General features: G+C 63.1%; 8 protein-coding genes, 1 rRNA gene and 1 pseudogene. 1 reads left to right on the top strand and 9 read right to left on the bottom strand.

The window, feature by feature from the left end; genetic code table 11:
• The 4 genes from QP305_RS07220 to QP305_RS07205 all read right to left on the bottom strand — a co-directional run.
• A 16S ribosomal RNA gene (locus tag QP305_RS07220) occupies positions 1-72 on the bottom strand; the annotation flags it as partial.
• Positions 73-801: 729 nt separating this feature from the next.
• Positions 802-2,061 (bottom strand): tyrosine--tRNA ligase, encoded by a 1,260-nt coding sequence (gene tyrS / locus QP305_RS07215; RefSeq protein ID WP_284904723.1) that lies wholly within the window; start codon positions 2,059-2,061, stop codon positions 802-804.
• A 96-nt stretch (positions 2,062-2,157) separates the two neighbouring features.
• Positions 2,158-3,588: an argininosuccinate lyase gene (gene argH, locus QP305_RS07210; RefSeq protein ID WP_284904722.1), complete on the bottom strand. Its 1,431-nt coding sequence runs from the start codon at positions 3,586-3,588 to the stop codon at positions 2,158-2,160.
• 111 nt (positions 3,589-3,699) lie between these two features.
• Positions 3,700-4,539 (bottom strand): nitroreductase family protein, encoded by an 840-nt coding sequence (locus tag QP305_RS07205; protein WP_284904721.1) that lies wholly within the window; start codon positions 4,537-4,539, stop codon positions 3,700-3,702.
• 274 nt (positions 4,540-4,813) lie between these two features.
• Between QP305_RS07205 and QP305_RS07200 the strand changes: the two genes are divergently transcribed.
• Positions 4,814-6,361, top strand: coding sequence for an MFS transporter (locus QP305_RS07200; RefSeq protein WP_284904720.1), 1,548 nt, complete (start codon positions 4,814-4,816; stop codon positions 6,359-6,361).
• A gap of 174 nt (positions 6,362-6,535) precedes the next feature.
• Here the strand turns inward: QP305_RS07200 and QP305_RS07195 are convergent, their stop codons facing one another.
• The 5 genes and pseudogenes from QP305_RS07195 to hisS all read right to left on the bottom strand — a co-directional run bounded on the left by QP305_RS07195 (position 6,536) and on the right by hisS (position 13,226).
• A complete protein-coding gene (locus QP305_RS07195; protein WP_284904719.1) occupies positions 6,536-7,771 on the bottom strand; it encodes an argininosuccinate synthase in 1,236 nt (411 codons plus the stop codon).
• 2 nt (positions 7,772-7,773) lie between these two features.
• On the bottom strand, positions 7,774-8,247 hold the full coding sequence (locus QP305_RS07190) for an arginine repressor (protein WP_284904718.1): 474 nt from the start codon (positions 8,245-8,247) through the stop codon (positions 7,774-7,776).
• A gap of 1,225 nt (positions 8,248-9,472) precedes the next feature.
• A pseudogene (locus tag QP305_RS08735) lies at positions 9,473-10,003 on the bottom strand (dynamin family protein); the annotation flags it as partial.
• On the bottom strand, positions 9,982-11,913 hold the full coding sequence (locus QP305_RS07180; RefSeq protein ID WP_284904716.1) for a dynamin family protein: 1,932 nt from the start codon (positions 11,911-11,913) through the stop codon (positions 9,982-9,984). The pseudogene QP305_RS08735 and the gene QP305_RS07180, both read right to left, overlap by 22 nt.
• The gene (hisS, locus tag QP305_RS07175; protein ID WP_284904715.1) at positions 11,910-13,226 is read right to left on the bottom strand and encodes a histidine--tRNA ligase; all 1,317 of its coding nucleotides are present in this window, start codon (positions 13,224-13,226) and stop codon (positions 11,910-11,912) included. The genes QP305_RS07180 and hisS overlap by 4 nt, the downstream gene beginning before the upstream one ends.
• Position 13,227 lies beyond the last annotated feature (1 nt).

Below are 13,227 nucleotides of genomic sequence, written 5' to 3'. Positions count from 1 at the left end.
TCATCGTTCGACTTGCATGTGTTAAGCACGCCGCCAGCGTTCGTCCTGAGCCAGGATCAAACTCTCCACAAAAAACCAGAGAGCCAATAGCTAGCTCAACAAAAAAATAAATAACAAGAACAAAACACCACCAACAAACAAACCAAACACACCCACAAATAACGAATGCATCCAGCCTTTTACATGTTGGAGTGCTAACTGTCTTTGCACACACCCACACAACCAACCAAGAAACCAACAATCAGTCAACCTGGCCCGGTCGTGTGAACAAAAAAAATTTCACGTAAAAAATATATTAGTCAGACACGCTATTAAGCATCCAAACACCATATCCACACCCCACACCAACCACCAATAACCATCGACTGGCTGGTCCGGAGAGAATCATTCACGCTCAAGAAGAGCAACCCCGTTAGCCTACCACCACCACTCGATCCATTCAAACCGGGAAGCTAGTGAACTAGGCTACTCACGAGGAGTTTCCGTGCCACCTTGAGGCGTTTCCGGCTCTCGGCGACGGATAACAAGCTTACAAGCCCAGCCCGCTAGACGCAAATCAAACCAGAGAGACACCCACCACACCCAGGCCAAACACCCAGAAAACCCAGGGAAAACCACGCCCGAAACCTAGGGAAAACCGTGGAAATCCCCTACCTACACAGATACCATCGTCCATTTACCCCGATTCGAGCACCCTGGTACATAGAAGCGGCGGCACTACCACCGGTAACGCCGCCGCTATCTATCACGACCTATCGCGCTTCGCGCGCGAGAACCGTTCTTCGTTCTTGACTAAGCCCTCTACTCCGCCACGCGGATAACCGCGAGGTTCTTCTTACCCTTGCGGAGTACCACAACGCCACCGGGCAAAACATCCTCGCTGCTGAGCACGTCCGCTTCCCCAACCTTGCGGTTGTTGATATTCAGGCCGCCGGATTTCGCGGTACGCCGCGCGGCGCCCAGGCCGCGCTCCTGGCCCGTGGCCACGAAGAGTTCCGGAATGGGAGTTCCCAGGCTCGCGCTCGCCTGTGGCAATTCCGCCACCGCATCACGCAAGGTATCCGCATCCAGAGTGGCCAAACCGTCACCACCGAAAAGGGCTCGCGAGGCATTGTCCACCCGTTTGGCCACGTCGGCGCCGTGTACCCAGGTCGTGACATCCTGCGCCAGCACGCGCTGCGCACGCCGTTCCTGAGGCCGCTCAGCGACCGCCACCACCAATTCTTCGATTTCTTCCCGAGTGCGGAAAGTGAAGACCTTGAGCATATGCACCACGTCTTCGTCTGCGGTATTGAGCCAGAACTGGAAGAACTTGTAGGGGCTGAGCATCTCCGGGTTGAGCCATACGGCCCCGCCTTCGGATTTCCCGAACTTCGTGCCATCCGATTTGGTAATCAGCGGATTGGTGAGCACGTGCACCGACTCCCCCGTCACCTTGCGGATGAGGTCCATGCCGCCCACAAGATTGCCCCACTGGTCATTCCCGCCCACTTCCAGAGTGCAACCATAGCGGGTGAAGAGCTCCAGGTAATCATTGGCTTGGAGTACCTGGTAGGAAAATTCAGCGTAGGAAATACCTTCATCGGATTCCAGGCGCCGCGCCACGATGTCCTTGGAAAGCATGGTTCCCAGCCGGAAATGTTTACCCAGGTCACGCAGGAAATCGATCGCAGAAAGCTGCCCGGTCCAATCCAGGTTATTGACGAGCCGCGCCGGATTATCACCTTCGAAATCCAGCAGACCGCGCAGCTGCCCGGCCAGAGATTCCACCCAACCGGCCACGGTATCTCGCGAATTGAGCGTGCGTTCAGTCGAGGGGCGCGGATCCCCAATGAGCCCGGTCGCACCGCCCACCAGCACCAGCGGATGGTGCCCGGCAAGTTGGAGGTGCCGCATGAGCTTCACGGCGACAAGGTGGCCGTGGTGCAGCGAAGCCGCCGTCGGATCAAAACCGCAATAGAAGGTGACCGGACCGGAGTTCAGCGCGCTCCGCAGCGCGTCAATATCCGTATGCTGGGCAATCAGCCCGCGCCATTCCAGTTCCTCAAGAACGTCCTTCACGTCTCGTGTCCTTCCGTTATGCTTCGCGCGCCACGGGCCTTTCCGTAACGTCACGTCCGGACGTTATCACGCCCGGTTTCTTCTTGCCACTATTTTTTACGACGACGCCGCATCGGTCGCGCTGCGGGCGAAGCCCTCCGCGCGCCCGATGGATTCCCGCACACTCGCCAACTGCTCAGCAACCCGCTCCGGGGCGGTGCCGCCCGCTCCACGCCGGGCCCCTACAGAGGCGGCCACCGTGAGTACATCCCGGACATCCGGGGTGAGCCGCACGTCGATGGAGCGCAGCTCGTCGTCGTTCATATCCCATAATTCGATGCCGCGCTTTTCACAGAAAGCGACCGCGCGACCCGAAATCTCGTGGGCTTCGCGGAACGGAACCCCGCCGTGCACCAGCCACTCCGCGATATCGGTGGCCAGGGAGAAGCCTTGGGGTGCCAGTTCGGCCATGCGTTCGTAATTGAGCACCATGGTTTCCACCATGCCCGCAATCGCGGGGAGGAGGAGGTCGAGGGTGTCGATGGCGTCGAAAACCGGCTCTTTATCCTCTTGGAGATCGCGGTTGTAGGCGAGCGGGAGCCCCTTGAAGGTGGCCAGCAGTCCGGCGAGGTCGCCGATGAGGCGCCCGCTTTTGCCGCGGGTCAATTCGGCCACGTCCGGGTTCTTTTTCTGGGGCATAATCGAGGAGCCGGTAGCGTAGGCATCATCAAGGGTGACGAAGCGGAATTCGCGGGTATTCCACAAAATAATTTCTTCGGAAAGGCGCGAAAGATCCACCCCGATCTGGGCGCAAATATAGCTGAATTCGGCTACCAGGTCCCGCGCGGCGGTGGCGTCGATGGAATTGTGTTCCGGGGCGCTAAAGCCCAGCTCTGCCGCGATGGCCTGCGCGTCCAGGCCCAGGGTGTTCCCCGCTAGCGCTCCGGCGCCGTAGGGCGAATAGGCCGCCCGCTTATCCCAGTCCTGCCAGCGCGCGATATCGCGCAGCAGGGGCCAGACGTGGGCGAGCAGGTGATGGGCCACCAACACCGGCTGGGCATGCTGGAGGTGGGTGCGCCCGGGCATCACCGCATCCCCGGCGCGCTCCGCCTGAGAGACGAGCGCCCGCACCACCGCCAACAGCTTGCTACTCAGGTACCGGGCCGCGTCGCGCAGGTACATGCGGATGAGGGTGGCGATTTGATCATTGCGCGAGCGCCCGGCCCGCAATTTACCGCCCAGCTGCGGCCCGGCTTCGGCCAGCAGGGCGCGCTCCAGGGCGGTATGCACATCTTCGTCGTCGGGGGCCGGGGTGAGTTCCCCACTGGCCACCCGCTGCCCGAGGGTGTCCAGCGCCGCGAGCATCGCGGTGAGTTCAGCCTCATCCAGGAGTCCCGCCCCGGCCAGCGCCCGCGCGTGGGCGCGGCTGCCGGCCAAATCATAGGGCGCCAGGCGCCAATCAATATGAGTCGAGCGTGAAAGTTCGGTCAGGGCATCGGCGCTGGCGCCGCTAAAGCGCCCACCCCACAGGGCGAGATGTTCAGTCATTGCACCATTCTAAGCGCCGCTACTTTCCCGCGGGAAGTTTCGCCACCCTCCCGCGAGAAGTTTCGCCACTCTCCCGCGGCGCGTTCCGTGGCACACCCGCCCGGCGCCGGGCTACTTTTCCGCGGGAAGTGCCACGTCAAAGCCCTGCGCCCCGATGGCAGCCAGGAGTCGCCCACGCCGCGCCACCGAACCGCTCAGGCGGGTGGGCACGTACTCGGTGAAGGGCCCGACCGGCTTTCCGTAGCGAATATCAACCCAGGGCGCGATGGCGGCGTCGTACTCACGCAGCGATTCCACCGCCGATTCCGGTTCCTGGTAGTGGTCAGTGAATACGCGCAACCCGGCATCCATGCGGGGTTTAAGCTCCGGAATCCGCTCCTGATTGGGGTAGCCCATAATGAGGCCGATAACCGGGAACGTGAGTTCGGGCAGGTCCAGCACCTGGCAGATACGTTCGGCGTCGTTCAAAATAGAACCGAGGTAGGTAGTACCCAAACCGTGGCTTTCCGCGGCCACCACGGTGTTCTGCGCCGCGATCATGCAATCCGCAACCGCGGCGTTAAAGGCGTCGTAACTACGGGCGCCCGCGCCTTCGCCGCCCTGCTCCTGGCAGACCCGCCAGGCGCGGCGGGTATCCGCCACAAAAATCCACAATTCGGGTGCCTGCGCCACGTAAGCCTGGGTACACACCTCCGCAATCGCCTGGCGGCGGGCCGGATCCTGGACTCGAATAATGGTGGCGTATTGCATGCCCTGCGAGGTGGCGGCGTGCAGGGCCGCGTTGACCAGGGTGGCGGTGAGTTCCTCGCCGAGGGGCCGGCCGTCGAAATCGCGGATGGTGCGGTGGTTAAGTTGCGTGCGAAGGGTCGCTGCGGCAGCGTCGCGAGCAGCATCACCCACAACGCCGCTCGCGGGAAGCGTTTGTTCTGAAGTTTTTTGTGAAGTATCCATATGGGTATTGTCCCACGCTTGGGCCGGGGCGCAAGATGCGTCACAGCTGAGGTTCGCGGGGAATGCTGCTATGCTGGCACCCGTACCGGGACTGCTGTCTCTGCTCGCTCGCCTCCGTGCGGGCTCTTTTTGTGCATGCGCCCGGGGTTCCCGGCCTGCCGGCCCCGCCGCTCACCTTTGTACACCACAGCATCGCAGAGTTACCGGAGCTAGTGTGCGCTCGTCTCACGGCTAGAACTATGCCGGAAACGTGCGCGTTGTTGTGAAGGATGGAATGGAAAATACGCGTTATTTCACGATTCCGGGTTCGGACCGAACGTATGACCGCAATAAGCTCCTCGTGGTGCTCATCGTTGCGCTGGTCATGTCGCTTATTCAGGTCAGCTCGGTCAATAATTTGCTTCCCATTATCGAAACGGGGCTGAATGCCGGCCGCGGCGATATCCAATGGGTGCTTTCCGGCTATTCCCTGGCCTTCGGGCTGCTGCTGGTGCCCGCCGGCCGCATGGGCGATATTTTCGGGCGCTCTTCGCTGTGGATGATCGGGATGGCGGTCTTCACGCTGGGCTCCCTGCTGTGCGGGCTGGCCAGCGACGCCCTCATCCTCAATATCGCACGAGCCCTCCAGGGCATCGGTTCGGGGATTTTCTCGCCCCAGGTCACCGGCATGATTATGCAGTATTTCGACGGGCACGCCCGCGCGAAAGCTTTCGCCTATATGGGCCTGGCCATTTCCGCTTCGGTGGCCGTGGGGCCGCTGCTCTCGGGTAGCCTCGTGCAGCTCTTCGGCCCCGTGGGCTGGCGGTGGTCCTTTATTCTCAACGTTCCGCTTGGTTTGCTTGGTTTGGGGCTGGGTATTTTCTTGCTGCCGTTCCTGAAGGAACGGCGCGCTATTGGCGACGACGCCGCCAAGATCGACGCCGCCTACCGGGCGGAAATGGAACGCCGGGGCCAACCGGTTGGCCGCCGGCGAGGGCATCGCCTCGACCTTGACCCGGTGGGGATGACCCTGCTGACTCTCGCGGTGCTCTGCCTCATGCTGCCCTTTATGTCTCATTTCGCCTGGCGCTGGGCGCTGCTGGGCGGCGGGGCTCTCCTTGGCTTAGCCTGGGTGCTCTGGGAGCATTCTTATGCCAAGCGCGGGCGTATCCCCATGGTGAATTTGCGCCTCTTCCGCATCGAGTCATTCAGCTTCTGCACTTCGATTACCGCGATCCAATTCCTGGGAACCACCTCTGTTTTCGTGGTGCTGGCGATGTATCTCCAGCAGGGTATGGGATTCAATGCTTTGCAGGCCGGGTTGCTCGGCTTGCCCAATGCGATTGCTTCGGCCTATGCCTCGGTGTGGGCGGGGCGCTACGCGGTGGCCTGGGGGCGGCATGTCCAAGCCGGTGCTTTCGCGCTCGCGCTGGTCTCGCTCGCTTCCAGTATTCCGCTGGCCGCCGGGGTTGCCTACGCGGGCTGGAGCCCGTGGTGGATTTCCCTGCCTATCTGCGTTTTCGGTTTCGGGATTGGCGTGATCGGTTCGGTTAACCAGACCCAGGCAATGATCGACGTTCCGCGCGCCCACGGCGGTACCGCGGGCGGGGTGCAGCAGACCAGCCAGCGTATTACCACCGCTATTGGCAATGCCATGGTGACCGCAATTCTCTTCGCTTTCGTCAACGAGGGCACACCGCGCGGGGATGGGGCCTGGTTCACCGGTTACGCGGCTTCCATGGGAACGATCTGCGTTATCGTGGCGCTCGCCCTGACCGTCTCGATTATTTTCATGCGGCGGCCCGCCTCACCGGCGATGCTGCGCGCCCGCGAAGGGAAGTAAGCAGGGCCAGCGGGCTTAACGAACGGGGCCGAGGTCGTGAATAACGACCCCGGCCCCGTTCTCTATATCGCGTATGCGCTTGATCTACAACCTTAGTTCGACTGCACGGGCGAGCACATTAGTTCAGCCGCGCTCATACGCCCTAGTTCAACCGGGCGAAACTGGTTCAGCCGCTTAGTTCAGCCGCGCCGGCGGGATAGCCACCCCGCGCCCGAAGGTTACGTCGCGGGCGGCGGCGAGCTTGGCCGGCAGCCCGGTCAGCTCGATGAAGCCCTTGGCGTGGGACTGATCGAAGGAGTCACCGGCATCGTAGGTAGCCAGGTTGAAATCGTAGAGGGAGGCGTCCGAACGCCGCCCGGTCACGATGGCACGCCCGCCATGCATAACCATACGAATATCTCCGGAGACATAGCGCTGGGTATCTTCGATGTAGGCATCGAGGGAGCGCTTGAGCGGGGAGAACCACTGGCCTTCGTATACGATATCCGCCCAGCGATCCGCGACCGTGCGCTTGAAGCGGGCCTGCTCGCGATCCATGGTCACATTTTCCAGCTCTTTATGGGCGGTGAGCAGCGCCATGGCACCCGGTGCCTCGTAAATCTCGCGGGACTTGATGCCCACGTAGCGGTCTTCAACCACGTCGATACGGCCAATACCCTGCGCACCGGCCCGCTTATTGAGCTGTTCAATAGCTTGCAGCGGAGTCACGGCTTCGCCGTCGATCTTGACCGGAATACCACCCTCAAAAGTGATGATCACTTCATCGGGCAGCGGCGGGTAGGTCGGATCATCCGTGTAGGTATACACATCCTTGGTGGGTGCATTCCACAGGTCTTCGAGGTACCCGGTTTCAATAGCCCGGCCCCACACATTCTGGTCAATGGAGAAGGGATTATGGTGGGTAGTTTCGATGGGCAAATTGTGCTTATTGGCGTAATCAATAGCGAATTCGCGGGTGAGCGCGAGATCGCGCACCGGGGATAGGCAGGCCAGATCCGGTCCCAATTGGGTAATGCCGTTTTCAAAACGGACCTGGTCATTGCCTTTTCCGGTGCATCCGTGCGCCACCGTGGTGGCCCCGAATTGCCGGGCCGCTGCCACCAGGTGCTTCACGATAACCGGGCGGGAAATAGCGGAAATAAGCGGATAGGCGTCCATGTAGAGCGCCCCGGCCTTGAGGGCCGGCATGCAGTACTCGCTGGCGAATTCATCGCGGGCATCGGCGATATAGGCTTCCACGGCCCCGCAGTCGAGGGCGCGCTGGCGAATGGTTTCCAGATCCTCGCCGCCCTGGCCCACGTCCACGGCGACCGTGATGACTTCGGCTCCGGTTCGCTCCCCGATCCAGCCGATCGCCACCGAGGTATCCAGTCCGCCCGAATAGGCGAGAACTACCCGCTCCTTCGCCATTATTACTCCTTTTTCTCCCCCATCGCGAGGAGGTGTTGCCTGATCTCTACCGCGCGTTCTTCGCTGCGGGCAATAACCAGCACGGTGTCATCTCCGGCAACGCAACCGAGCACACCATCCAGGCGCGCCCGGTCAATCCCGGCGGCGAGTAGCTGCGCGGCCCCGGGTGGGGTGCGCAGTACGATCTGGTTGAGAGCGCATTCGGCGCTGAGCAGTATTTCACGAGCCCACCGCGCCAGGCGCTCCCCCGTATCCATCGTCTGGTCAGCGATGCGATATGCCATCGATCCGTCCACCCGGATCTTAACGGCCCCTAAATCGTCTAAATCACGGGAGAGCGTAGCCTGGGTAACATCCACCCCGGCACGTATGAGATACTCCCGCAGTTCATTTTGGGAACCGATGAGATGAGCATCCAGAATCGAGGCGATAAGCCCTTGGCGGTCAGTGCGACTCGAAGGAATTCCGGCGGTCACAATGATCCTTTCGCATCACCGGGGCACGCGAACCGACGACCCGCGTCCCCCTTGCATTATAATCATACACACGCATGCAAGTTCTTGCATTACACGCGGCGGGTGCCGGCCCGAGTCAGGCAGACACCCGCATTAATGATGCCACGGCGCGCGCAAAGTCTCGGTAGCGTTCCATTTCCGCACGGAACGGCGCCAGCACGTTTTCGCGAACTTCCGTTTCAATAGCGGCACGTGCCCGGGTGGTCACCTGCCGTTCCAGGCGCTGCGCTCCCCGCGTGCGTGCGGCCCGCGCGATCATACTTACGACGACGCCGCATCCTGCGCCGGCCACCAAGCAGATAAGGCTCGCCCGGCGCAGCCCCAGCGGGAGGGTCACTCCCCCGGCCCCGGTGATGATTCCGGCGGCTAGTCCTAGCGCGCCCAGCATTAGAGCGGCGAAAGCAAGCCATTGGAGGGCAGAGGCCAAGCCCCACCAGCGCGGCCGGTTCCAGGTCTGGCTTTCCCGCGCGATAATCCGGGCTACGCTATCGGCAAGCCGCGCGGCCTGCCGGGAACTTTCATCGCGCACAGCCCCGCGCCAGGAACGCGGGAGGAAACGGGTGGCCTGGACCGTGAATTCCGCCAGCGCTACCCGAGTTTTTTCCACCGCTCCGGAGCTGGCCACCGCATCAGAGCTGTCGGCCACATATGATCCGGCAACCGCATCGGTAGTGACGGCAGAATAAGAAGTAACTCCCGCTGTGGAACTCGGCACAGCATCTGCGCCGCGTCTGTTCCGGCTGTTCTTCCCGCTGCCGGGGCGAGCCCGCCCGCCCCATCCGCGCAGCAGCGGCCAGGCAGTGGCGCGCCGCGCCGCACTCCGGTAGCGGCCTGCAGCTTCGCGTGCTGCGGAACTGAGCCCGCCGGCCCGCGCCAGGCCGGTCACGAGCTCATCCACCCCGGCAATATCGGTGAGGTCACGCGGATAGCCACCCTGGTCAATGAGATCCTCCGTGAGCGCGGATCCTGCGGTCCGCACATCCGCGGCGAGCTTTTCCGCCGCGGCACTCTTCCCCGCCGCGATTTCTACCAGCGCCCCGCGAATCTCTTCGATACCACGCCCGGTGAGCGCGGAAGCCGCCACAATATCCGCGTTTACCCCTTCCGCGGCGAGGATACGCCCCAGATCCGCCACAATCGCTTGTTCATCGGCCGTGCCCAGGCGATCCACCTGGTTGATAACGATGAGAAGAGAGGAATGATATTCCCCCATCGCGGCCAGGAAATCTTCGTGCACCACGGCATCGGCGTATTTTTGCGGGTCGAGCACCCAGATCACCACATCGGCCCGGGCGATAATACGCTCGGCCTGAGCTCGGTGGGTATCCGCCGTGGAGTCAATATCGGGCAGGTCCACGAGCACTAGGTTCGCGGTGGTATCGGGAGCTAGCTGGAGCAGAACTTTGCGTTCGCGTACCCCGAGCCAATCGAGCACGTCGGAAGCGTGGCGTCCCGAGACCCCCAGGGGTGCGCGGGTAGCTGGCCGGGTGGCGGCCACCCCGGCCACGTCCTGCCCCACGATGGCGTTGAGCAGGGAAGATTTCCCCGAGCCGGTGGCGCCGGCCAGGGCCACCACGGTGCGGTCGGTTCCTAGCAGCCCGCGCTGGCGCGCCCGGTCCAGCACATCGCGTGCCTGGCTGCGCACCGATTCGTCGAGGTAGTCACCGCCCAGGTCCAGGGCCTGCTCCAGGTTCTTTAATCCAGTGGGGAGATCCATCCGCGCCTCCCTTCCGCGCTGCGCATCGCCTCATCTAGCTCGTTTAGAGCTTCCGTGCTGATTCCCAAGCGTGCGATTTCCTCTCGGTAGGGTGCGGCGGTGGCCGCGAAGAACTCGTCGGCGCGCCCGAGGAGATCCTCGGTGGCGGTGGTGGCCATGCGGCGAACGGCGTCGTCGCCGAAAATAGCTTCCAAAACGCGTTGCGCTACCACGGCCGTTCCCCCGGCGATCGCGACTTCCCCGCCGGTGAGGCCGGCGGTGTGGGCGAAGACGACGAGCATAAGCGCCACGCCCACCGCATTGATGCCGAGGGAGACGATGCGTGCGGTGAGCTGTTTGCCGCGTCCGCGCTCGGCGAGCATATCCATGAGGGAGCGGCGCCAATCACGCACCAGAGCCCCGGCGGCCTCCCGGCGCGTCGCGGCATGAAGATGAGCCGCGTTATCCGTACTCCGGACCGCGGTATCATGCCCGGCATCTGCCGCCGACGCATTATTCCCGGCCGCGGTATCATGCCCGGCATCTGCCGCGCGGGCTTCGACCGCGAGGACGATTCCGGCTCCGGCCGCGCTGCGTTCTAATTCGGTGGCAAGGCGGGTGGTGAGACTGGCATCCGCGGTGAGGAGCATCTCCGTGAGGGAATCTTCGATGGCCTCCCCCACGGCCTCGTCGCTCGCGTTCTGGCCAGCGGTGCGCCGCAGACTCAGCCGGTCGCGCCAGCGCGTCACACCCGATTGTAGGGCGCGGGCCCACTGCCCGCTGCCGAGCAGCTCATGCCAGCGGCGCAGCACCTCGCCGCGCAGCACGGTCCCATCCGCGATAGCGGATTCAATACTGGCGCGGGCTTCTTTCAGCGCGGTGGTGACATCCGCGTCTAAATGCTCGGCTTCCTCGACCTGTTCGCGGTACGAGGCGCGCGCCTGCGCGCAGGTATCAGCCAAGCTGCCGAGCGCTCCGGCCAGAGTTTGGCGTGCCACCGAGGCGCGCGAACGTTCGTCGCGGGCGAGCCCGGCGAGCCATTCGCGCAGCGGAGCCACATCGGCTTCCGGAATGCCCGCCGCCCCTGGGTACTCAGTGATCACAAAAAGCGGGGCGCTGCCCAGCCCGCGTTCCTCGAGCCGGCGGATGAGATCGGGGCGAATCGCGGCGGCATCCCCCACCGGCACCCGATTGAGCACCACGGCGATAACGATATTGCGCGCGGCTGCCTCATCCAGGAGGGCCCAGGGAATCGCATCCGAGTAGCGCGCGGCGGTGGTAACAAAAATCCACAGATCGGCGGCCTGAAGCAGCTGCCCGGCCAGCCTGCGATTATCCCCCTCGACCGAGTCAATATCGGGAGAGTCCACCAGCGCCAGCCCGCGCGGGACCTGAGGCGATTCCACCAGGCGGATGTTGCCGCTCGCCTGCGCTGCCTGAGCGCTGCTAGCCGCAGCTGCGCCGTCGTTCACAATCTCACGCGAAAGTGCCGTGCCGTTCGTAGCCTCCGCGGCGCCGTCGTTCACAACAGTAGCTGCGCCGGTCCCGGAACGTCCGTGCGCAAGCGCGGCGCCGTCGCCGCTCAAACGCGCGAGCCCGGGGAAAATACGGTCGTCGGAAAACCACGCTTCCTCCCCGGGAGCGTGGGCGAGAACCGGGATCCGGGTGGTGGGCCGCAGCGCCGAGGACGGCGTGACCGGGGTACCCACCAGGGCGTTCACCAGGGCGGATTTACCCGAACCGGTCGAGCCGCCCACCACCGCCACCAGCGGCGCATCCAGGCAGCGCAGGCGCGGGAGCACGTAATCATCGAGTTGGTGGAGTGCGTCGGTGCGGGCATCGCGCCCGTCCGCCGCTTCCGGGGTGGGCAGCGGGAAGCTCAGGTTTTCCAGCGCCTGGCGGACCCGCTCGAGGGAAGGCAGGCGACTCACGGCATAATCACCCGCGGGAAGCGATCTTCTTCCGGCGGAGTCCAGGTATCCGGGTCAGCGGGGACCTGGGTGCCCGAGCGCACGTCACGGACCTGTTCACCTTCCGACGTCGTAAACCACACAAAAGGAATGCCGCGCTTATCGGCCGCCTTAATCTGCTTCCCGAATTTCGTGGCGTTATGCGAAACGTCCGCGGGAATACCGCGAGCACGCAGACGCGCCGCGATGGTGGAAGCATGGTGCCGTTCGGATTCATCATTGACCGCCACGTACACGGCCGTGGGAACCTTGCGGCTCGCTTGCAGCAGATCCTGGTGTAGGAAGCGCGCGAGCAGGCGCGAGACCCCGATGGACAGGCCCACACCCGGGTAGCTGCGGTTCCCGGCCGTCGCCAGGTTATCGTAGCGCCCACCCGAACACACCGAGCCGAGATCTTCGTGCCCTTCCACCGTCGATTCGAAAACGGAACCGGTGTAATAGTCCAGGCCGCGCGCGATGGACAGATCCGCGCTCACCGACCCGGGGATAAGAGAATTCGCTTCGGTCACGAGCGTTGCGAGTTCTTCCAAACCTTCTTCCAAAAGCGACGACGACGCACCGAGCGCGCGGACTTTGTCAACGAACGAGGCATCTTCGGTGGTGATGCCCGCCAAACTCAACGCGAGTTTCGCCTGCTCCTCGCTTGCTCCCACGTGTTCGGAAAGCAGCTCGGTCACCACCTGCGGGCCGACCTTATCCAGCTTATCGAGGATGCGCAGGGTTTCCTCGGTGTTGTCCAGGCCGATGGCTTCGTAGAAGCCCTGGGCGAGTTTGCGGTTCGAGGCGCGCACCCGCACCCGCGGGATGGGGAGCTTGCTCAGCGCATCCACCATGACGAGGGGCAGCTCAATATCGTGGTGGAAGGCGAGGGTATCCTGGCCGACCACATCAACATCGGCCTGGTAAAACTCCCGGAAACGCCCGTCCTGGGGGCGTTCACCGCGCCAGACCTTTTGGATCTGGTAGCGCTTGAAGGGGAAATCGAGTTTCCCGGCGTTCTCCAGCACGTAGCGGGCCAGCGGCACGGTGAGATCGAAGTGGAGGCCAAGGCCGGAATCCTGGCCCTCCTCCCCCTGGAGGCGGCGCAGCACATACACTTCTTTGGAGGTTTCGCCCTTGCGCAGCAGCTGATCCATAGGTTCGACGGCGCGAGTTTCCACCCCCGAAAAACCGTGCAGTTCAAAGGTGGAGCGCAGGGTATCAAGAACTTTCTGTTCCACAATGCGGGCTTGCGGGAGCCATTCGGGGAAACCGGAGATCGGCGCAATTTTCATA

Source organism: Actinotignum timonense, from assembly GCF_030216305.1.
Taxonomy (GTDB): Bacteria; Actinomycetota; Actinomycetes; order Actinomycetales; family Actinomycetaceae; genus Actinotignum; species Actinotignum timonense_A.
Note: the sequence above shows the minus strand (reverse complement) of the source record. Positions and strands in the feature narration are given on the sequence as shown.